This window comes from Pseudomonas sp. NPDC078416, assembly GCF_050268485.1.
Lineage (GTDB): Bacteria > Pseudomonadota > Gammaproteobacteria > Pseudomonadales > Pseudomonadaceae > Aquipseudomonas.
This window is the reverse complement of sequence record NZ_JBNNGV010000009.1, coordinates 24,693-46,642: the sequence shown is the minus strand read 5'-3', so window position 1 is coordinate 46,642 and position 21,950 is coordinate 24,693. Positions and strand designations below refer to the sequence as shown.

Here is a 21,950-nt window from a genome sequence, read left to right as displayed (position 1 = left end):
TAAGAAAGAGAGTGTCAGCGTGGACTTGGAATTACCTTCGGCTCAATTAGGTCATGATCCACGCAGCCAGCACGACGATCCGTTACTCGACGGGCTGCTGACACTCTGCGCCCTGCATCACAAGCCGGCCAGTCGGGCGATGCTGACCACCGGTCTGCCATTGCCCGACCAGCGCCTGAGCCCGGATCTGCTGCCTCGCGCCGCAGCCCGGGCAGGTTTGCAGGGGCGTTTGCTGCAACGCAAGCTCAATCAGATTCCCGAAATCGCATTGCCCGCCTTGTTGCTGCTCAAAGAAGGGCGCTCTGCCGTTCTGCTCGGTTGGGAGGGCGAATCGGCCCGCCTGCTGATCAGCGAAAGCAACGGCGGCGAAGTGCTGATCGAAACCCAAACGCTGGCGCAGGACTACAGCGGTCGGGTGTTTTTCGCTCAACCGCAACATAAATTTGACGTGACCCAGGGCTCGCTCATTCCCCGCGCTCGCTCCTGGTTCAAGGACACCCTCAAGCTGTCTCGCTGGCTTTACGTCGACGCGATCGCTGCCAGCTTCGTGATCAACCTGATCGCGCTCGCTACCCCTCTTTTCGTGATGAACGTCTACGACCGTGTCGTGCCCAACCAGGCCACCGCAACCTTGTGGGTGCTGGCGACCGGTATCTGTGGCGCGTTCCTGTTTGACCTGTTGCTCAAGGGCCTGCGCAGTCTGTGCCTGGACCTGGCCGGCAAGAAAACCGACCTGATCATTTCCGCCACGCTGTTCGAGCGTATCGTCGGCATGGCGATGAAGTTTCGGCCGGCACGGGTCGGCAGTTATGCCCAGAACATCCATGAGTTCCAGGGCATGCGTGACTTCCTCACGTCGCTGACCCTGACCAGCCTCATCGACCTGCCGTTCACGCTGATCATCCTGTTGGTGATCGCGCTGCTGGGCGGGCATCTGGTATGGATTCCGATCATCGCCTTCCCGCTGGCGCTGGGCATTGGCCACTTCCTGCAAAAGCCGCTGACCTCGACCCTTGAGCGCACCATGGCGCTGGGTGCCGAGCGTCAGTCCAGCCTGATCGAAACCCTCGCCGGCCTTGATGCGGTGAAGGTCAACAACGCCGAAAGCGAGCGTCAGTACCAGTGGGAACACACCATCGGCACGCTCAGCCGCCTGGAACTGCGCGTCAAAGTGCTTTCCGGTCTGGCCATGAACATCACCCTGCTGATCCAGCAGCTGGCCGGTGTGGCGATGATCTGTTTCGGCGTCTACATGATCATGGACGGCGTCCTCAGCATGGGCGGCCTGGTGGCGTGCTACATGCTCAGCGGTCGCGCTCTGGGCCCGTTGGCGCAACTGTCCGGTCTGCTGACCCGTTATCAGCAGGCGAAAGTCACCATGGTGTCGGTCGATCAGATGATGGAGCTGCCGCAGGAGCGCAACTTCGACGAGCGTCCGCTCAGCCGTCAGGTCCTGCAAGGCGCCATGGAATTCCGCAACCTTGAGTTCACGTACCCGAACCAGCAGAACCTGGCGCTGCGCAACATCAATCTGGTGATCCGCCCGGGCGAGAAGGTCGGCATCATCGGCCGTAGCGGTTCAGGCAAAAGCTCCCTGGCCAAACTGCTGGTCGGTTTGTATCAGCCGGACGAAGGCTCGCTGCTGGTCGATGGCGTCGACATTCGCCAGATCGACGTCAGCGAAGTGCGCCACAACATCGGCTACGTCGCCCAGGACATTCAACTGTTGTCGGGCACGCTGCGCGACAATCTGATTTCCGGCGCGCGTTACGTGGACGACGAGATGGTGCTGCAGGCCGCTGAGCTGGCTGGCGTGCATGAGTTTGCCAGCCTGCATCCGCAGGGCTACGAGCTGCAAGTGGGTGAGCGCGGCCAGAATCTGTCCGGTGGTCAGCGGCAGAACGTCGCTCTGGCGCGGGCCTTGTTGCTCGATCCGCCGATCCTGTTGCTCGACGAACCCACCAGCGCCATGGACAACACCGGCGAAGAGCGTTTGAAGCAGCGCCTGTATGGCGTTATCGAGAAAAAGACCGTGATTCTTGTGACACACCGAGCTTCGTTGCTCAGCCTGGTTGATCGCCTGGTGGTCATCGACCGCGGCCAGATCGTTGCCGACGGCCCGAAAGCCGCCGTTATGGAAGCGTTGAAGAAGGGGCAGATCAGTGTTGCTTAAGTCAGGTCAAAACTCCGGTGGCGGCATCTTCGGCTACTTCAAAGGCTCGCCTTCGCTGGAAGGCCAGGCACTCCCCGAAGTCAAAAAGGCACTGGTCGACGACGCTCCGCGCATCGTGCGGCTGACCATTTGGGCCGTGATCCTGTTCTTCGTCTTTTTGCTGGTCTGGGCTAACTATGCCGTGATCGATGAAGTGACGAAGGGCGAGGGCAAAGCCATACCGTCGACCAAGATCCAGAAGATCCAGAACCTGGAAGGCGGCATCGTCGCGCAGATCTACGCCCATGACGGCCAGATCGTCGACGCCGGCGCCCCGCTGATTCGTCTCGATGACACCCGCTTTGCGTCCAATGTGGGCGAAACCGAAGCGGACCGCCTGGCCATGCAGCTGCGCGTTGAGCGTCTGAGCGCCGAGGTGGATGATCGTCCCCTGAATATCAGCGCCGAAGCGCGCAAATTGGTGCCGAATCAGGCGTCCAACGAAGAGTCGTTGTACAAGAGCCGTCGTCAGCAACTGGTCGATGAGATCGGTGGCTTGCAGCAGCAATTGATTCAACGTCAGCAGGAATTGCGCGAGTTTGCCTCCAAGCAGGAGCAGTACCGCAGCAGCCTGGGCCTGTTGCGCCAGGAGATCGGCATGTCCGAGCCGTTGGTGTCCCAGGGTGCGGTGTCGCCGGTGGACATCCTGCGGCTGAAGCGCTCCGAGGTGGAAACCCGTGGTCAGCTGGACGGCACCACACTGGCGATCCCTCGCGCCCAAGCGGCGATTGCCGAGGTGCAGCGCAAGATCGATGAAACCCGTGGCAAATTCCGCAGCGACGCGCTGACGCAACTGAACGAAGCCCGCACCAACCTTTCGAAAGCGCAGTCGACAGCCAAGGGGCTCGAAGACCGCGTTAACCGGACGATGGTGACATCGCCGGTGCGTGGCGTGGTCAAGCAGATGCTGGTCAACACCGTCGGCGGCGTGATTCAGCCGGGCAGCGACATCGCGGAAGTGGTGCCGCTGGATGACACGCTGTTGGTAGAAGCGCGCATTCGCCCGCAAGACATCGCCTTCCTGCACCCGGGGCAGGAAGCGATGATCAAGTTCACGGCCTATGACTACACGATCTACGGCGGGCTGAAAGGCAAGCTGGAACAGATCGGCGCTGACACCATTCAGGACGAAGAGAAGAAGAACACCTTCTACGTGATTAAACTGCGCACCGACCGCAGCCATCTCGGCACCGATGAGCACCCGCTGCTGATCATCCCCGGCATGGTCGCTTCGGTGGACATCATCACCGGCAAGAAAACCATCCTGAGCTACATGCTCAAACCCGTCCTCAAAGCCCGCGCCGAGGCATTGCACGAGCGTTGATGGCTGTCCGATGACTCAGTGGGACCGGCTTCAGCCGGGAAACGGCCAGCTTGATCGCCGTTTTCCCGGCTGACGATAGAGCTTCGCCGAGCAAAGATCTGTAGGAGCCGGCTTGCTGGCGAAGGCATTAATCCAGGCCCCGCAGCAGTGACTGACCCACCCGGTTCGCCAGCAAGCCGGCTCCTACAGGGCTTGCAGCGCGCGGTCCCACTGAAGAGTAGCGGAGTGCGCTATTACCTCCCGCGTTTGCTATCAATCCTCACCAAGCGCCCGCCTTCAAACCGCAAATACTGGTACATGCCGTTGCTCGGGCCGTAGATCCATTCCTGGACTTGCACCTGATCCACCTGGCGGTAGTGATTGACGGTTTCCTTGTAGCCGATGATGTCCTGGCTGACCGGTTGGCCGCATTTCTGCTGCACTTCAAACATTCGGTCGCCGACGCTGATCAGCTGGCTGCCGCAGCGCAATGTATCTGCCTGGGCCGCGCCAACCAGCGCCGTCATACCGAGAATCAACGCCATCCTCGTTATCGCATTCGTCAAAATCATTACTCGCTGTCGAGGTGCAGGGGGCTGATGACGCGGCCGTCTTTTTCCGGCTGGCCGAGGGTGGTGTCGATGAAATACACCCGCTCGTCTGCCAGCTGGCCCTTGTCGACCAGATAGTCCTTGATGCTTCCGGCCCGGGCCTGACCGAGCTGACGCAACAGCAGCGCGCTCGAACTCCAGGATTTGAGCACCGCCTCGCGCAGCTTGTTCTGACGCTCTTCCTTGCCCAGATTCACCCACTCGGCCGGCGGCTGCTGTTTCAGGCGCGTGCGATAGATGCCCTCAAGCATCGGCGCCTTTTCATCCGCAGGCACCGTCAGATCACTCGGCTGCGCAGGCACCTTGTCGCCGCGACGCTGGAGAATCTTGTAGTACGTGCTCTGGTATTCGCGCTCAAGCCGTTGCTGGGCAATCAACGGCCCGTCGCTCGCTTCAGCGCTGGTGCCTTCAATCTCCAGACGCAACGCCGGGCGCGCTTTCAAGCCTGCCGCCAGCTTGTCCAGCGAAGCCATCGCTTCAGGGCTCAACTCATCAGCCCCCGGCGCGAAGGCCACGGTACCCAAATCCTCCGATCCGCCACCGCCGCTGATCAATCCACCGATGAATTTGAACGGCGCCGCCGCAGCCTTCACCACCAGATTGCGCAGGGTCTGCCAGACAATCGGCATCACGCTGAACTGCGGATTGTTGAGATCGCCTGTCACGGGCAGCTCAATGGAAATCTTGCCATCGGTGTCCTTGAGCAGGGCAATCGCCAGTTTCAGCGGAAGGTTCACCGCGTCCGGGCTGTCGACCTTTTCACCCAATTGCAGCTGCTCGACCACCACCTTGTTCTCGGCCTTAAGCTGGCCTTTGGTGATCAGGTAATGCAGATCCAGATTCAAACGACCCTTGCGAATACGATAACCGGCGAACTTGCCGGAGTAGGGCGTCAACGTGGTCAGTTCCACACGCTTGAAGCTGGTGGCGATGTCCAGACTCGCCATCGGGTTGAACGGGTTCAGCGCGCCCTTGATCGTCACCGGCGCATAGCGATCAACCTTGCCGTTGATATTCACCGTCGCCGGTTTGTCCTGACGGTTATCCAGCGTGCCGATCTTGCCGTTGAGCTGCTGAACGGCCGTGGCGAAGTTCGGTGTCAGGCTGAAGTCGGCGAAGTTCGCCGAGCCGTTGGTGATGTTGACCTCGCCAATGCGAATGCCCATCGGCTTTTCGCTGCTGGCGGCGGCCTTGGCTTTCGGCGCGGCAGGCGCCTGATCAGCAGGCTGGGGAATCAGCAGGTCGTCGATGTTGGTCGAGCGATCGTCAGCGATCACGAAGCGCGCATAGGGTTGATCGACGTTGATCGAAGCGATGGTCAGGCTATCGCCCAGCTGGAAATTCAGCCCCTCGACGTTCAAACGCTGCCACTTCACGAAGTCCCGAGACTTGAGGGTGTCGAGGGTGTGCAGCTGATCCACCTGCGCCTTGCCGGTAATGCCCAGCGCCAACGGCTCGGTGCTTTTCAGGTCCACCGCCAGATCGCTGTTGAGCATGCCGCTGCGCACTTCCAGACGAATGAACGGCGTGACGTAGGACTGCGCGACACGCAAGTCGATATCGCGGGTGGTGACATTGAGATTGGCGCGCACCGGCGCCAGATTCACCTCGCCCTCGGCGGTCAGCTTGCCTTGCTTGCCCACGCCGGTGTCGAGTTTGAGCTTGAAGGGCGACTTGTTGAGGCTGTCGAAACCGGTGAGGTCCAGGTTCAGCGGGCCGACATCAATCGCGACAGGCTCTTTCGGCACTTTGTCGGCAAGGTGAATGCGGTAGTCGCGCAGCTGCGTATCGCGCAGCAACACCTGCCAGGGCTTGCTCGGCGCCGCTGGTTTTGCGCTGGCGGTGGTTTCAGTACCGGTGGCGGTGGCGGGCTGCTGCTTTTCAGCCTCAACCTTTTTCGCCTGCGCTTTAGAAGGCTGGCTGGCGAACAGCTTCTGCCAGTCCAGCTCACCGTCCGACTCACGCGTCGCCCAGGTTTCCAGGCCTTCGCTGCGAATCTTGCCGACGGTGACCAACTGCTTGGCCAGATCGATCGACGTCTCGCTCACGCTCAGTTTTTTCAGGCGCGCCAGCGGTCTGCCGTCCGGGGCATCGATGGCAAAAGGCGCGACGCTGAGGGACGTGTTGTCCAGCAGCAGCTCGGTTTCCTTGGCCAGACTGAGTTTGTAGTGGGTATTGAAATTCAGCACGCCGTCTTTGAGCACCAGCGGCAGGGCATCGCGAACGTAGGGCCACCAGACTTTCATCTTGCCGTCGGTGACTTTGAGCGTGCCTTCCGACGCGATCGGCACCAGGCTGATGCGCCCGACCCAGTCGATCTGACCGCCTTCAGGCCCAGCGGCGACCAAGGTCATGTCGGCGTTGTCTTCCGGCAGCGTGCTGAGGTTTTTCAGCTCGAAATTCAGCGCGTCGTAGAGAAACTCGATGGGCTCGCTGGGCCGCATGTCCTGGAAGTGCACGTAACCGTCGGCCAGCTTGATCTCGCCGATGCGCAGCGGAAATGGCTTGCTTGAGGGTTCGTCGGGTTTGGCGGGTTCGCTGGCGGGCAGCTTGAAGAGCCCGGCCAGATTGAGCGTTCCGTCCTTGGCGAACAGCAACTCGGTCTTGGGTTTATCGAGTTCGACCGCCTTGAGGTGCAGCGCTTTGGTCCACAGGCTGTCGATTTGCAGGTTGGCGTAAAGCCGCGCGAAACCGATTTGTTCCTTGCCGGGCGCCCCGATGTTCAGGCCCCAGAGGGTGACTTCAAGGCTGTAGGGGTTGAGTTCGAGACGGTCCAGCCTGGCGGGCACCGTGCTGTAATTGGCCAGCTGTTGATTGATGATTCGCAATGCAACGCCTGGCAGGATCAGAAACCCCAGCACGCTGTAAATGGCGAAGACGGCCAGCAGGGCGCCGATGGCGCGTTTCAATCCTTTGGGCATGTAGGTCGCCGACTCTCTCGATGGGAGGTCCTTGGAGTATGGCACGCCAATCTGGTTCCGAATCCAGTCGCTTCAATCCGTGTGTGAAATTTCCTTAGGCCAGATCACGCATCACAGCTGCAAGATCAATGTCTTGAGCGGGGGCTGTTGATCCTGTGACGGAAAGTCGGCGCCCGGTGTCAGCACCTGGCAGTCGCGCACGGGACGGCCGATCTTGCTCGCGCAACGCAGCACTTGCTCGCGCCAGTCGTCCAGGCTGACCTTCGCCAGGTTGTTGCAGCAGATCAGCACGCCATCTTCGGCAGTGGTAAGCAGCGCGGGTTTCAGCAGGCTTTGGTAATCACGCAGCAGATCCACCGTGCCGAACGCGCTCTTGGCCCAGGCAGGCGGGTCCAGCAGGACCAGATCGTATTGGCGTTGCTCAAGGCGTACGTAACTCGGCAGCTTGTGGCCGCGACGGGAAGCGATGGGCAGCCCGGCCAATTGGCGAATGGCCGGGAAGTAATCGGACTGGACGAATTGCATGGTCGGCAGATGAGGATTGAGCAGGCCGTTCTCGCGCCCGACGGCCAGGTTGCCTTCGGCGAAATCCAGGTTGCACACCTCGCGTGCGCCACCCGCTGCCGCGCTCAGGCCGACGCCGCAGGTATAGGCGAACAGGTTGAGCACGCTCTTGCCAGCGGCATGTTGCTTGACCCAGCCACGGGCGTTGCGCAGGTCGAGAAACAGCAGCGGGTCCTGCCCGGCATGACGACCGCGCACCCGGTAATTGAGGCCCCACTCATGACCGACCAGATCCGCCAGCGCAGCGTCGTCGGCTTTATAGATCGGGTCAGTCCGGTCGACCCGCGAGTTGCCTTGGGAACGGTCGTTGTAAACCAGCATCAGTTCCAGGCCCAGCCGCGCATTGACGGCGGCATGCAGCGCGAGCAGCGAGTCGAGATCCAGGCTGTTGTGGAAACTCTGCACCAGCAGTTGCGGGCCGTAGCGATCGACGGTCAGCCCGCTCGCGCCTTCCTGGCTGCCGTGAAACAGGCGATAACAATCGGTGCCTTGGGCGTGCAGTTCCGCCAGCAGGGATTGACGATTATCGAGGGCGACGCTGAGCGCCTGATTCAACGAAGACATGCTCGGCCTTGGGGCAGGAATGAGGGCGTGGGAGTTTATCAGCAAGGCCAATGCCGGTGTTGCCGCCTGTTCGCCAGCAAGCTTCTACGGACTTTCGCAAAACCCCTGTAGGAGTGAGCTTGCTCGCGATAGCGGCGTGTCAGACCACATCCTCTTCGCAGACCTATCGCCATCGCGAGCAAGCTCACTCCTACAGAAACTGAGGTGAGTCAGCCGACCTTGGTGTGTCAGATCTGACGCCATCGCGGGCAAGCGCGCTCCTACAAGGGCGTCATCCGCCGCTTCCTGAACCTTCCCTGAAGACATCCGCATTATCCCCCACACCCTCCGTACTGGCGATTTACTCTCATAAAACCCGGGCGTATGCTTCGCCCGTTTTCAACCAATGCGGAGACCCACAGTGGGTACTTGTTCGAGTGACAGACGTCAGCCGGTGCTAACGACCGGCCCATCCTCGGCACGATAACGCGCAGTCTTTTCACTGCCGCTATCTCGCCGACAACGTGAGAAGCGGCAGTGCCAGCGGACTCTGATCAGAAGCCCGCTTCCCTGTCCTTTCCCTGACGCCCCATCCAGCGTGATGACCGACACATCTGTCGTTCGTCTGCGCATCGGACGCGCGCGGCTTTTTGCTGCGCGGGCCAGCCTGCGGTGCCTGCTCATGAACGAGCGCGGCGCCCGAGGTCGGCCGTACCTGCTCAAGGTTCCTGTGCTTTCAGCTCCAGCAGCCTTCAGTCCAGGGGACATAACCATGAAGTACACCCTCCTGAAAGAATTTCTCGCAGACTTTGTCCGCACCCGCAAACTCGGCCGGCACTTCCGTCGGCTGGCGACGCTCGACAGCGTGACCGACGCCACCGTCAGCCGCGAAGTGCCGCCCACCCTCGCGCAAACCCTGACCGGCGGCGCCAGCAGCGATGTGCCTGAATTGCTCGCACGCCTGAGCAGCCACGCCGACGGTCTCACCGAAACCGAAGCGCAAAGCCTGCGCGAGCAACACGGCCTCAACGAAGTCGAGCACGAACAGCCGCTGCCGTGGTGGGTGCACCTGTGGCACTGCTACAAAAACCCGTTCAACCTGCTGCTGACCCTGCTGGCGTTCATCTCGTGGCTGACCGAAGACATGAAAGCCGCCACGGTGATTTTCTCCATGGTCGTGCTCTCCACGCTGCTGCGTTTCTGGCAGGAAGCGCGCTCCAATCAGGCCGCCGACGCGCTCAAGGCGATGGTCAGCAATACCGCGACCGTCATGCGCCGCGCCGACAGCTCGTTCGACGCTGCCGATAACGCAAAGCAAAAGCGCATCGAGTTGCCGATCAAGCAATTGGTACCGGGCGACCTGATCGTGCTGTCTGCCGGCGACATGATCCCTGCGGACTGCCGCGTGCTCAGCGCCAAGGACCTGTTTGTCAGCCAGGCCGCGATGACCGGCGAGTCCATGCCGGTGGAGAAATTCGCGCGGCGTCAGGACCTCGATACGGGCAACCCGCTGGACCTGGAAAACATTCTGTTCATGGGCACCAACGTGGTGTCCGGCGCGGCGACGGGTGTCATCCTGGCCACCGGCAACCACACCTATTTCGGCGCGCTGGCGCAACGGGTCAGCGCCACTGACCGTGCCCCGACCTCGTTTCAGGCCGGGGTCAATAAAGTCAGCTGGCTGCTGATCCGCTTCATGTTTGTGATGGCGCCGCTGGTGCTGTTCATCAACGGCTTCACCAAGGGCGACTGGATGGAGGCGTTGCTGTTCGCGCTGTCCATCGCTGTCGGCCTGACGCCGGAAATGCTGCCGATGATCGTCACCTCGACGCTGGCCAAGGGCGCGGTGTTTCTGTCGCGCAAGAAAGTCATCGTCAAGCGCCTCGACGCCATCCAGAATTTCGGCGCCATGGACGTGCTGTGCACCGACAAGACCGGCACGCTGACCCAGGACAAGATTTTTCTCGCACGCCATGTCGACGTCTGGGGCGACGAGTCCGACGACGTTCTGGAAATGGCCTACCTCAACAGCTACTACCAGACCGGCCTGAAAAACCTGCTGGACGTCGCGGTGCTTGAGCACGTCGAGATTCACCGCGAGCTGCAAGTCGGCACCGCGTTCAGCAAGGTCGATGAGGTCCCCTTTGACTTCAATCGCCGGCGCATGTCGGTGGTGGTGCAACAGCAGCGCGAGCCGCATCTGCTGATCTGCAAAGGCGCGCTGGAAGAAGTGCTGGGCGTGTGCAACCGCGTGCGCCACGGCGATGCCGAAGAAGCGCTGACGCCTGAACTGCTCGAGCGCATTCTGAGCGTCACCGCTGCGTTCAACGAAGAAGGTCTGCGCGTGGTGGCCGTCGCCGCGCGTCCTATGGAGGCAGGCCGCGACACCTACGGCCTGGCTGACGAAAGCGACCTGACCCTGATCGGTTATGTGGCGTTTCTCGATCCACCGAAGGAAAGCACGGCACCGGCGCTTAAAGCGCTGGCCGAGCACGGCGTGGCGGTGAAAGTGCTGACCGGCGACAACGAGCGCGTCACCGCGAAGATCTGCCGCGAAGTCGGGCTGGAGCGTCAGGGCCTGCTGCTGGGGGGTGATATCGAACGCATGAGCGACGCTGAGCTGGCGGTCGCGGTCGAGACCACCAACGTGTTTGCCAAGCTGACGCCTTCCCACAAGGAGCGCATCGTTCGGCTGCTCAAGGCCAACGGGCACGTGGTAGGTTTCATGGGCGATGGCATCAACGACGCGCCTGCGCTGCGCACGGCCGACATCGGTATTTCCGTGGACACTGCGGTGGACATCGCCAAGGAAGCCGCCGACATCATTCTGCTGGAGAAGAGCCTGATGGTGCTGGAGGAGGGTGTGCTGGAAGGGCGCCGGACCTTCGCCAACATGCTCAAGTACATCAAGATGACGGCCAGCTCGAACTTCGGCAACGTGTTCTCGGTGCTGGTCGCCAGTGCGTTCATTCCGTTCCTGCCGATGCTGCCGATGCACCTGCTGGTGCAAAACCTGCTGTATGACATTTCCCAGATCGCCATCCCGTTCGATAACGTCGATGAGGAATTGCTGAAAAAGCCCCAGCGCTGGCAGCCCGCGGATGTGGGCCGCTTCATGCTGTTTTTCGGGCCGATCAGCTCGATCTTCGACATCACCACCTTTGCGGTCATGTGGTACGTGTTCGGCGCCAACACGCCTGAGCATCAGACGCTGTTTCAGTCGGGCTGGTTTGTTGTGGGCCTGCTGACGCAGACGCTGATCGTGCACATGATCCGCACGCCGAAAATCCCTTTCCTGCAAAGCCGCGCGGCGATGCCGTTGATGGTGATGACCGGGGTGATCATGGCCGTGGGCATTTTCCTGCCGATGGGCCCGCTGGCGCACTACTTCAAGTTGCAGGCGCTGCCACCGCTGTACTTCGCCATCCTGCCGGTGATCCTGATCGCGTACGTGGCGCTGACCCAGGCGGTGAAAGGGTTCTATGTGCGCAAGTTTGGCTGGCAGTGAAGGTCAGATGGCGCTGAGTTGCTTGAATTCTGACCGGAGACTGTAGGAGCGTGGCTTGTCCCGCGATCGGCTGCGAAGCAGCCGTGCAACTCAACGACCTGTTCCCGCCCGATGCAGCTCAGACACCGATTTACTGCCGCTGCGCGCCAGATCGCGGGACAAGCCACGCTCCTGCTCCCCCGGGCAAGGAGGGGGGTTGGATTCGCCCTTGTTAACGGGCCAACGCCAGCGCCACGCCTTGTCCGCCGCCAATGCACAGCGTCGCCAGGCCTTTTTTCGCGTCGCGCTTGATCATTTCGTGCAGCAGGGTCACCAGCACGCGGCAGCCCGACGCGCCGATCGGGTGGCCGATGGCGATGGCGCCGCCGTTGACGTTGACCTTGTTCATGTCCCAGCCCAGCTCTTTGCCAACCGACAATGACTGCGCGGCAAAGGCTTCGTTGGCTTCGATCAGATCCAGCTCGTCCAGCGACCAGCCCGCCTTGTCCAGGCAGCGGCGGATGGCGCTCACCGGGCCGATGCCCATGATCGCCGGGTCAACGCCGGCGTTCGCGTAAGCGGCAATCCGCGCCAGCACCGGCAAGCCCAGTTCTTCTGCTTTGCGGGCACTCATCAGAATGACCGCTGCCGCACCGTCGTTCAGCGACGACGCATTGCCCGCCGTGACCGAACCGTCCTTTTTGAAGGCCGGCTTGAGCTTGCCCAGGGATTCAGCAGTCGTGCCTGCGCGTGGCTGCTCGTCGGTGGCGAAGGACAGCGGATCGCCTTTGCGCTGCGGGATCAGGATCGGGGTGATTTCATCCACGAAGCGCCCGGCCTCGATGGCTGCGGCGGCCTTCTGCTGCGACGCAGCAGCAAATGCATCCTGCGCCTCACGGCTGATGTCGTATTTATCGGCCAGGTTCTCGGCCGTGATGCCCATGTGGTAATCGTTGAACGCATCCCAGAGGCCGTCGCTGATCATCGTGTCGACCATCGTCGCGTGGCCCATACGCAGACCGGTTCGCGCACCCGGCATCACATAGTTGGACAGGCTCATGTTTTCCTGGCCGCCGGCGATGATCACTTCCGCATCGCCGCAGCGAATCGCCTGAGTCCCAAGATGCAGCGCCTTGAGCCCCGAACCGCAGACCTTGTTCAGCGTCATGGCCGGCACCGTGAACGGCAACCCCGCCTTGATCGCGGCCTGACGTGCAGGATTCTGCCCGGCCCCCGCCGTCAGCACCTGGCCCATGATCACCTCATCGACCTGCGCACCGTCCAGACCGGTCTGCGCCAGCAGTTGACGGATGACGGCAGCGCCGAGATCCACCGCAGGAATATTCGCCAGCGAACCCTGGAAACTGCCCACCGCGGTGCGGGTAGCGGCAACGATTACGACGTCTTGCATGTGCGAATCCTCAGAAGTGTGCGACGCGGCGCCGGCCCGGGCGTGATGGGATGTAGGAAACAGAACGGGCAGCCGGATCAAGGGAGAGCATGGTTGCATGAATGACGATGATAATTTAAGCCCTTTATCGCCTGGTTGTGTGGTGACTGCTCAGATGAAGCCCCGAGCTTTCTCCTTCGGAAATGTATGACAGCAAGTGTCTCTGATTCCCACCCAGGTTCAGGATCGGGCTGATGTCCGGCACCTGTGAACGCAGTGACAATCGCCGGCCATTCCAGCGGTGATGCTTCAGGAGCCCCCTTTTGTCCAACGATAACCATGGCACTCAAAGCGGCGACAACAGCCTGAACGCCGGCGTCGGCGATTTTCGTGGCGCCCACGTAAATATCAGTCAAAACGAGCGACCCACGTTTACACCCGAGCAATTGCACATTGAGCGCCATCCGGCGTTTGGCGGGCGCAGCCTCGACAGTCATAACGTGTCGGTCTTCGGCTACATCACCGGTCTTGCCAGCCTGATCGGGCTGTACTTCACCCTGTTCCAGCCGGCCTTGGGCGGGCAGAGCTCGTGGTCAACCTTGTTCATGTTTTCGTTCATCGTCGCAGTCATGGCCGTCGCAATGTCAGCCGTGCTTCGTCGACGCAAATTCGAGCACTTCTTCGGCTCCCGGCACTATCTTGAAATCAGCCAGGCGGGGCGTCTGAGGGTGAATCGTCTCACCGCGCAATGCCCCTGGTGCGGATCGTTGATGCACCTGCGCCGCGTCGGCCCGAAGGAAGGGCCGCGTGACGATCAGTTCCTCTGCGTGCGCAACCCGGCGCAGCACACCGTTCAACTCGACCCGACCGTGCTTCCCGACATAGAAGACTGAGGCACCCAGACGCACGAAACCCGCTGCCTCTTGCGAGACAGCGGGTTTCGAGGTTTTTCAGGATGGCAGATCAGCCGCGGTGACGACCGCGGAAGTAGTTGATCAGGCCTTGGGTCGAAGCGTCTTCAGCGACCGTTTCGTCGGTGCCGACGAGGCGGCTGTAAACGCCTTTGCCCAGCTCCTTGCCCAGTTCAACACCCCACTGGTCGAAGGCATTCGTGCCCCAGACCACGCTTTGCACGAACACTTTATGCTCGTACATCGCGACCAGTGCGCCCAGGCGGCGAGGGCTGATGCGCTCGACGACAATGGTGTTGCTCGGACGATTGCCCGGAATGACCTTGTGCGGCGCGACACGCTGCACTTCCTCTTCCGGTACGCCCTTGGCGCGCAGTTCGGCTTCGGCTTCGGGGCGGGTTTTACCCTGCATCAACGCCTGACTCTGGGACAGGCAGTTGGCGTACAGCCACTGGTGGTGGTCGGACACCGGGTTGAAGCTGACGATCGGCACAATGAAGTCGGCCGGGATCATCTGGGTGCCTTGGTGCAGCAGCTGGTGGTAAGCATGCTGGCCGTTCGCGCCGACGCCACCCCAGATGACCGGGCCCGTGTCGGTTTTGACCGGCACGCCGTCCTGGCGAACGCTCTTGCCGTTGGATTCCATGTCCAGCTGTTGCAGGTGCTTGGTGATGTTGCGCAGGTAATGGTCGTACGGCAGGATCGCGTGACTTTGCGCGCCCCAGAAGTTGCCATACCAGATACCCAGCAAGCCCAGCAGCACCGGCATGTTCTCTTCGAACTCGGCGTTCTGGAAGTGCTGATCCATGGTGTAGGCGCCGGACAACAGCTCCTTGAAGTTGGACATGCCGATCGCCAGCGCGATAGGCAGGCCGATGGCCGACCACAGCGAGTAACGGCCGCCGACCCAGTCCCACATCGGGAAGATATTCTCTTCACGAATGCCGAACGCAACCGCCGCGGCGTTGTTGCTCGACACCGCGATGAAGTGGCGATACAGCTCGGCTTCGGACCCGCCCTGAGCGAGGTACCAGGCGCGGGCAGCGGTGGCGTTCTTCAGGGTTTCGAGGGTGGTGAAGGTCTTGGACGAAACGATGAACAGCGTGGTTTCGGCGCGCAGCTTCTGAGTCAGCTCGTGCAACTCGGTGCCGTCGATGTTCGCCAGGTAATGACAGCGAACGCCTTTCTGCGCGTAGGACAGCAGCGCCTCGGACACCAGCTCCGGACCCAGGAACGAGCCGCCGATGCCGATATTGACCACGTCGGTGATCGGCTTTTCGGTGTAGCCGCGCCACAGACCGTCGTGGATGCGCCCGACCAGATCAGTGATCTGGTTCAGCACCTTGTGCACTTCCGGCATCACGTTCACGCCGTTGACCAGCAGCTTGTCGCCCACCGGACGACGCAGCGCGGTGTGCAGCGCCGGACGACCTTCCGAAGCGTTGACCAGTTCGCCGTCGTATTGCGCCTTGATGGCTTCTTTCAGGCCGACTTCATTGGCCAGATTGACCAGCAACTGACGGGTCTCGGCAGTGATCAGGTTCTTCGAGTAGTCGAGAAACAGACCGGCACTGCTGAGGGTGAATTCGTTGAAACGCTTCGGGTCTGCGTTGAACGCTTCGCGCATGCTGAAATTCTGCATCGCTTCACGGTGATCTTTGAGCGCCTGCCAGGCGGGCAGGGTAGTGACGTCATGAGGAGTGCGGTAGTACGCCATCGCTGCGGGTTTCCTTGTACTTGAACTGCCTTTTGGACACTGAAAAGCAGGATTGGACATGAATTCGTGGGTGCGTCAGAGACTAGTCCCCGGCAACGCCGATGTCTGCGCCTTGCTTTACCTTTGCTCGGTACTTTTTCTCACAGAGTAGAGTTGCTGGTCTGACACGAACTGTATCGGTATGGCATTACGGGTCTGGCTAAGTTCATCGCCAGCGCCCTGCGAAGGCCAACGCCTGCGCTGCACAATCGGTTTCGCGCACTGAGCATAGGCGCAGATGGCCCTCCAATCACGTGACTTTTGCTTTACACGTGACCGGGCGCGTCCTCGAGCTGGTTGTGCAGGTTATTCCTTGACCAGATGCAGGTTGTCGATCAGGCGCGTCTTGCCCATGAACGCCGCGCCCAGCACAACCAGATCATGATCATCCGGGGTCGCAGGACGCAGGCTGACTGCATGGCGAATCTCAAGATAATCAGGACGGAAACCCGCTGCTTCGAGCGCCTTGACGCCATCGCTGATCAACTGCTGATGATCCTGCTCGCCATTCTGCAATGCCGTGCCGATCTGCTTGATGACGCGGTACAAGGCAGGCGCCGCAGCGCGCTGGTCTTCAGTCAGGTAGCCATTGCGCGACGACAGGGCCAGGCCATCGGCGGCACGCACGGTGGGTTCGCCGATGATTTGAATGGGCATGTTCAGGTCACGCACCAGGGCATTGACGACGGCCAGTTGCTGGAAATCCTTCTGACCGAAAATCGCGATGTCTGGCTGCACCATGTTGAACAGCTTGCTGACCACCGTCGATACGCCGTCGAAATGGCCAGGACGGCTGCCGCCACACAGGCCTTCGGACACCACCGGCACGCGCACGATGGTCTGATCGGCCATGCCATGGGGGTACATTTCTTCAACCGTCGGCGTAAACAGCAGATGGCAACCGGCTTGAAGCAATTGCTCCTGATCGGCGGCGAGTGTGCGCGGATACGACGCGAGGTCTTCGTTGGGACCGAACTGAAGCGGGTTGACGAAGATGCTGGCGATCACGAAATCAGCCCGTTGAACGGCTTTGGTGATTAGCGCGATATGGCCGCTGTGCAGGTTGCCCATGGTGGGCACCAGGGCGATGCGCTTGCCTTCGCTGCGTGCGCGGGCGACGACGGCGCGCAATTCGCGAACGGTTTTAACTGTGTTCATGCCGAGAATCCGTGTTCTGGGGCGGGGAAGCTAACGTCTTTGACCGCGCTGACGTAAGCGGCGATCGCTGACTGGATGTCCGGCTGACCGGCCATGAAATTCTTCACGAACTTGGGCACACGACCGGAGATCGACAGGCCGAGCATGTCATGAAGCACCAGCACCTGGCCGTCTGTGGCGCTGCCGGCGCCAATCCCGATCACCGGAATCTTCACGGCATGGGTGATTTCCTGGGCCAGTTCGCTCGGCACGCACTCCAGCAGAATCATCGCGGCGCCGGCCTGCTCAAGGGTAACCGCGTCGGCCCGCATCTGCCGCGCCTGCGACTCCAGACGCCCCTGCACTTTATAGCCGCCCAGCACGTTGACCGCCTGAGGCGTCAGGCCCATGTGTGCACAGACGGGAACGCCGCGTTCAGCGAGCAGCCGGATCGAGTCGGCGAGCCACGCCGCGCCCTCGATCTTGACCATGTGCGCGCCCGCTTGCATCAGCGTGGCGCTGTTGGCAAAGGTCTGCTCGTGCGTGGCGTAGGACATGAACGGCAGATCCACCAGAATCAGCGCGCCCTGGTTGCCGCGTTTGACGCCGGCCACGTGGTACGCCATCTCAGCGGTGGTGACGGGCAGCGTGCTGTCGTGGCCCTGAAGGACCATGCCTAGCGAGTCGCCGACCAGCAGCACTTCCACGCCGGCCTGGCTGGCGGTGTGGGCAAAAGTCGCGTCGTAGCAGGTCAGCATGGTGATTTTTTCACCTTTTTGCTTAAGAGCCAGCAGGGACGTAACGGTGATATCGGGCATGGAAAGTCCTCATTCAGGCGCTGTGAATACTGCGGCGAGCAACGCGTGATTCATCTTGGGAGGCAGGCACATCGTCGTTTCGCGATGTTTGCAACGGCCTGATCCGCGCCTTTTGGCCGGTCGTCCGGCTTTGGGACGCTTATCTTCGTGAGGAGGGGGCGGGAAGTCAATTCCGGGTGTTGCCGGTTTCAACGTGCCCGCAGAACGGCGTCAGCTCGGCAATCGCTCCAGGCCTTCGAACGGGCACTGGGCAAGCAAATCATTCAGCGCGCGGCCATCCGCGAGGGTGATCCCCGGCGCCAGCTCGGCCAGTGGGTACAGCACAAACGCGCGCACCTGCATTTGATAATGCGGCACCTTCAGCCTCGGCTCATCGATAAGGCGATCGCCGAACAGCAGGATGTCGAGGTCCAGCGTGCGCGGCCCCCACCGTTCGAGGCGCTCGCGGCCCTGATCGTTTTCGATCCCTTGCAAGGCGTCGAGCAGCGCGAGCGGCGGCAGCGAGGTGTCGAGGGCCGCGACGGCATTGGTGTAACGCGGCTGACCCGGTAACAGCGAGTCGCTGACATAAAAAGAGGAAAAGCCTGACAGGCTGCTTTGCGGCAACAGCGCCATGGCCTTGATTGCTTCGCGCAACTGTTCGGCGGGGTCGGCCAGGTTGCTACCCAGGCCGACGTAAACGCGCTCGATCATCGGCTGTTATTCCGCCCCGTCGACGCCGGCGCGTTTACGCTTGCCGCTGCTGCTGCGACGACGTTTGCGCGGGCCCTGGCCGGTCGCGTCGGGCTTGCTGCCCAGGTCACGAATCATGTCGCGGCGTCCGGAATCATCGGCGTCCTGGTAGTCCGTCCACCATTCACCCAGGCCGTCGGTCTCTTCGCCAGCGGATTCGCGCAGCAACAGGAAGTCGTAGCCGGCACGGAAACGCGGGTTTTCCAGCAGCAGATCGGCGCGTTTGCCCGAGCGGCGCGGCAGACGTTCCTGCATGTCCCAGATCTCGCGGATCGGCATGGTAAAGCGTTTCGGAATCGCGATCCGCTGGCATTGTTCGGTGATCAGCTCGTGAGCCGCTTCCTGCATGGCCGGGATCGGCGGCATGCCGCGCTCTTGCAGACGCAACACGCGAGCGGGCAGGGCAGGCCACAACAATGCGGCAAACAGGAACGCCGGCGTGACCGGTTTGTTCTGCTTGATGCGCAGATCGGTATTGGCCAACGCCTCGCTGATCAGCGTGTGGGTGTAAGTCGGGTTGTGTTCCAGCGCTTTGGAGCTGGCCGGGAGCAGCGGCTCGAACAGTTCAAGATCAACGAGCATCTCGAACGTCGCCTCGGCGTAACCGGAGAGGAACAGCTTCAGGACTTCTTCAAACAGACGCGCCGAAGGGATGTCGCGCAGCATGGGCGCCAACGGGCGAATGGGCGTGGCGCTGTGCTTCTCGATGCCGAAATCCAGCTTGGCGGCGAAGCGCACGGCCCGCAGCATGCGCACCGGGTCTTCCTTGTAACGCTGCTGGGGGTCACCGATCAGGCGAATCAGGCGATTGCGGATGTCGTGAACGCCATTGGCGTAATCGAGGACGCGTTCGGTGACCGGATCGTAATACAGGGCGTTGATCGTGAAGTCCCGACGCTGGGCGTCGTCTTCGAGAGTGCCGTAGACGTTGTCACGCAGAATGCGCCCGCTCTCGTTGCGTGAAGACTGGTTGCTGTCTTCATCTTCGTCGTCGATCGGGTGATTGGCGCGGAAGGTGGCGACTTCAATGATTTCACGGCCGAAATGGATGTGAACCAGCTTGAAGCGGCGGCCGATGATACGGGCGTTGCGAAATTCGGCGCGAATCTGCTCGGGCGTGGCGCTGGTGGCGACGTCGAAGTCCTTGGGCGTGATGCCGAGCATCATGTCGCGAACGCAGCCGCCAACCAGATAGGCCTGGTAGCCGGCGGTCTGCAGGCGCTCGACGATGTTTACCGCATAGCGGCTGAATTGATTGCGTTGCAACGAATGCTGGCTGCTGCTGAGCACTTCAGGCGTTGTGCGCACATGTTGCTGCGGCTTGCGCAGTGGGGAACGGAATGACTGGAACAGCTTCTTCAGCATGGGAGGCACTGTTTGAAGGAATATTCGGCCAATTTCGAAGAGTGACCGCACGATGGGCGGGGATTCTAGCATTTAGTCGAGGGATGGTGTAGGAGGCAGCGCGATGGGGGCATGCGGGGCTGGCTGTGGGCTTGGTGCGGGGTGTCGAGCGGGGAAGGGTTTATCGCAGATGCTACTGGGGGAGCCGAAGCTCCCCCAAAGTGCGTGCTCTTATTTTTATTGTCTGATGGGCTTTTTATTGTTGTTAACCGCCCAATTCACGGCTTTCGCCAGTGAAACCTCCCAATCGGGAGTCAAGAGCAAACGGATTGCTTTGGTCGCTGTGCAGCAGTGATCTACCGATCCAACCAGTTCAGGCTCTACCTAAGGGTAGTTTTTGTTGTTCTCGGCCTGGTTGCGGGACAAGTCCCAAATGCAACGCCTCTCCAAAAGAATCAGTTAGCTGCGCCTCCGCCGTGTTGTTCTTGTTATGCGTGAGTCGATTCGTCTTGTTTTTATTATGTTGATGTAGCGGGTGACTGATTTTTGTTGTTCTTGTACGAATACCTATAGCAGTACCTGTGCCAACTTTGGAAAAACGCGCTACACGCCGCTGAATTCAAGGGTGTGGCAAATTGACGCTATTTTGCACGGGCGAAAAAAAACCGGGGGTTCGTTACCGTACGCCCCGGATTTGTTACGTCACCCTTTTACGAGGTAACAGTTTTTTCACATCACCCGTAACCCGCGTGCCAGAGCCCGCGCAGGGATACTCACGTTTCGCTGGCCACTCCGGTCTTGCGTCGCGGAATGCCCAGGCGTTGGCGACGCTCCCACAGACACTTGCGGCTGACACCCAGCTTGCGAGCCAGCTCGGTTTCCGTCATGTGGTCCTGATGCTCCAGAACGAAGTGCTGGAAATAGTCCTCCAGCGACAAGTCTTCGGTTGGCTCGCCAGCCGTGGAACTCGACGAGCCTGACGTCTGCGGTGCAAGGCCGATGAACTCATTGACGTCGAGGTCGCTGAGCTCGATATCGATGCCCAGCAGCTCTGCAGAAATGTCCGGGCTTTCGCACAGGATCACCGCGCGCTCGACTGCATTCTCCAGCTCCCGCACGTTACCCGGCCACGAATAGTGTCGAATCGCTTGCTCGGCATCCGGTGCAAAACGCAGGTCATTACGGCCGGCCTTGAGGCTTTGCCGCGCCAGAAACGCATTGGCGATTTCATTGACGTCCGCGCCGCGCTCACGCAATGCGGGAAGTTTCAGCGCGATCACGTGGAGGCGGTAGTACAGGTCTTCGCGGAACTGGCCGACTTTGGCCAGGCTCTTGAGGTCGCGGTGAGTCGCTGCAATCAGGCGCACGTCGACTTTCTGCGACTGCACCGAGCCGACACGGCGAATTTCGCCTTCTTGCAGTACGCGTAGAAGTCTTGCCTGAGCTTCCAGCGGGAGTTCGCCGATTTCGTCGAGAAACAGGGTGCCGCCATCAGCCGCTTCAACGAGACCGGCGCGACCGGCGCTGGCACCGGTGAACGCCCCTTTTTCGTGACCGAACAGCTCGGATTCGATGAGGGATTCCGGAATCGCTGCGCAGTTGACCGAAATCATCGGGGCCTTGGCCCGACGCGACAGGTTGTGCAGCGCGCGCGCTACCAGCTCCTTACCCGTACCGGACTCGCCCTGAATCAGCACGTTGGAGTCAGTCGGCGCGACTTTGCGAATCTTGCTGTACATGTCCTGCATCGGCGGGCACGAGCCGATAATGCCGATCTCGCCGTTGCTGTTGTCCGGGCCGGCTTTGTCACCGGGCGAAGTCTTGCCGGTGGCAGCGCGTTCAGCCTGCATGCTTTGCAGTGTCTGGCGATCGCGCAGGATGCGCGAGACGGCCTGCAGCATTTCGTCATGGTCGAAGGGTTTGGCGATGTAATCCACCGCGCCCATTTTCATCGAGTCCACGGCCGAGCGCAGGCTGGCGTAACTGGTCATGATCAGCACGGGCTTGCCTTGGCCGAGCTTGATCAGCTCTGTGCCGGGCGCGCCGGGCAGACGCAAATCGCTGACGATCAGGTCAAACGACGGGATGCTGAAACGTTCCTGAGCTTCCTGCACGGATCCGGCTTCGCTGACCTGGTACTGATTACGTTCCAACAGTCGACGCAGGGCGGAGCGGATGATGGTTTCGTCTTCCACGATCAAAATGTGAGGCATTGATTCGG

Annotated in this window: 14 protein-coding genes; 4 read left to right on the top strand and 10 right to left on the bottom strand. The window is 61.0% G+C overall.

The genetic code is table 11. From position 1 onward, the window contains the following. The first annotated feature begins 19 nt into the window (after positions 1 to 19). On the top strand, positions 20 to 2,173 hold the full coding sequence (locus tag ACQKEN_RS11170) for a type I secretion system permease/ATPase (RefSeq protein WP_427685503.1): 2,154 nt from the start codon (positions 20 to 22) through the stop codon (positions 2,171 to 2,173). Beyond that, on the top strand, positions 2,163 to 3,536 hold the full coding sequence (locus ACQKEN_RS11165) for an HlyD family type I secretion periplasmic adaptor subunit (RefSeq protein ID WP_265388236.1): 1,374 nt from the start codon (positions 2,163 to 2,165) through the stop codon (positions 3,534 to 3,536). Before ACQKEN_RS11170 ends, ACQKEN_RS11165 begins: the two co-directional genes overlap by 11 nt. A gap of 233 nt (positions 3,537 to 3,769) precedes the next feature. Here ACQKEN_RS11165 and ACQKEN_RS11160 read toward each other — a convergent pair whose 3' ends face one another. From ACQKEN_RS11160 to ACQKEN_RS11150, 3 genes are all read right to left on the bottom strand, one after another. Beyond that, positions 3,770 to 4,060 carry a DUF2845 domain-containing protein gene (locus ACQKEN_RS11160; protein ID WP_427685502.1) on the bottom strand — a complete coding sequence of 97 codons (291 nt, stop codon included), beginning with the start codon at positions 4,058 to 4,060 and terminating at the stop codon, positions 3,770 to 3,772. Positions 4,061 to 4,086: 26 nt separating this feature from the next. After that, complete coding sequence (locus tag ACQKEN_RS11155; protein ID WP_427685501.1) at positions 4,087 to 7,047, bottom strand: DUF748 domain-containing protein; 2,961 nt, start codon at positions 7,045 to 7,047, stop codon at positions 4,087 to 4,089. 111 nt (positions 7,048 to 7,158) lie between these two features. Further along, positions 7,159 to 8,175: a class I SAM-dependent rRNA methyltransferase gene (locus ACQKEN_RS11150; protein ID WP_427685500.1), complete on the bottom strand. Its 1,017-nt coding sequence runs from the start codon at positions 8,173 to 8,175 to the stop codon at positions 7,159 to 7,161. Positions 8,176 to 8,926: 751 nt separating this feature from the next. On the opposite strand from ACQKEN_RS11150, the gene mgtA reads away from it, so the two are divergent. Beyond that, positions 8,927 to 11,662 carry a magnesium-translocating P-type ATPase gene (gene mgtA / locus ACQKEN_RS11145; protein ID WP_427685499.1) on the top strand — a complete coding sequence of 912 codons (2,736 nt, stop codon included), beginning with the start codon at positions 8,927 to 8,929 and terminating at the stop codon, positions 11,660 to 11,662. A gap of 211 nt (positions 11,663 to 11,873) precedes the next feature. Here the strand turns inward: mgtA and ACQKEN_RS11140 are convergent, their stop codons facing one another. After that, positions 11,874 to 13,052, bottom strand: coding sequence for an acetyl-CoA C-acetyltransferase (locus ACQKEN_RS11140; RefSeq protein WP_427685498.1), 1,179 nt, complete (start codon positions 13,050 to 13,052; stop codon positions 11,874 to 11,876). Between the two features lie 302 nt (positions 13,053 to 13,354). On the opposite strand from ACQKEN_RS11140, the gene ACQKEN_RS11135 reads away from it, so the two are divergent. Further along, on the top strand, positions 13,355 to 13,924 hold the full coding sequence (locus tag ACQKEN_RS11135; RefSeq protein ID WP_427685497.1) for a hypothetical protein: 570 nt from the start codon (positions 13,355 to 13,357) through the stop codon (positions 13,922 to 13,924). 70 nt (positions 13,925 to 13,994) lie between these two features. Here ACQKEN_RS11135 and pgi read toward each other — a convergent pair whose 3' ends face one another. From pgi to ACQKEN_RS11105, 6 genes are all read right to left on the bottom strand, one after another. Continuing rightward, positions 13,995 to 15,659, bottom strand: a complete 1,665-nt coding sequence (gene pgi / locus ACQKEN_RS11130) for a glucose-6-phosphate isomerase (protein ID WP_427685496.1) — start codon at positions 15,657 to 15,659, stop codon at positions 13,995 to 13,997. A gap of 345 nt (positions 15,660 to 16,004) precedes the next feature. After that, positions 16,005 to 16,856, bottom strand: a complete 852-nt coding sequence (gene panC / locus ACQKEN_RS11125) for a pantoate--beta-alanine ligase (protein ID WP_427685495.1) — start codon at positions 16,854 to 16,856, stop codon at positions 16,005 to 16,007. Beyond that, the gene (panB, locus tag ACQKEN_RS11120; RefSeq protein WP_427685494.1) at positions 16,853 to 17,653 is read right to left on the bottom strand and encodes a 3-methyl-2-oxobutanoate hydroxymethyltransferase; all 801 of its coding nucleotides are present in this window, start codon (positions 17,651 to 17,653) and stop codon (positions 16,853 to 16,855) included. The genes panC and panB overlap by 4 nt, the downstream gene beginning before the upstream one ends. Positions 17,654 to 17,863: 210 nt before the next feature. After that, positions 17,864 to 18,346 carry a 2-amino-4-hydroxy-6-hydroxymethyldihydropteridine diphosphokinase gene (gene folK, locus ACQKEN_RS11115; protein WP_427685493.1) on the bottom strand — a complete coding sequence of 161 codons (483 nt, stop codon included), beginning with the start codon at positions 18,344 to 18,346 and terminating at the stop codon, positions 17,864 to 17,866. A 6-nt stretch (positions 18,347 to 18,352) separates the two neighbouring features. Beyond that, a complete protein-coding gene (locus ACQKEN_RS11110; protein ID WP_427685492.1) occupies positions 18,353 to 19,750 on the bottom strand; it encodes a polynucleotide adenylyltransferase PcnB in 1,398 nt (465 codons plus the stop codon). A gap of 752 nt (positions 19,751 to 20,502) precedes the next feature. Further along, positions 20,503 to 21,942, bottom strand: coding sequence for a sigma-54-dependent transcriptional regulator (locus ACQKEN_RS11105; protein ID WP_427685491.1), 1,440 nt, complete (start codon positions 21,940 to 21,942; stop codon positions 20,503 to 20,505). Positions 21,943 to 21,950: the final 8 nt, after the last annotated feature.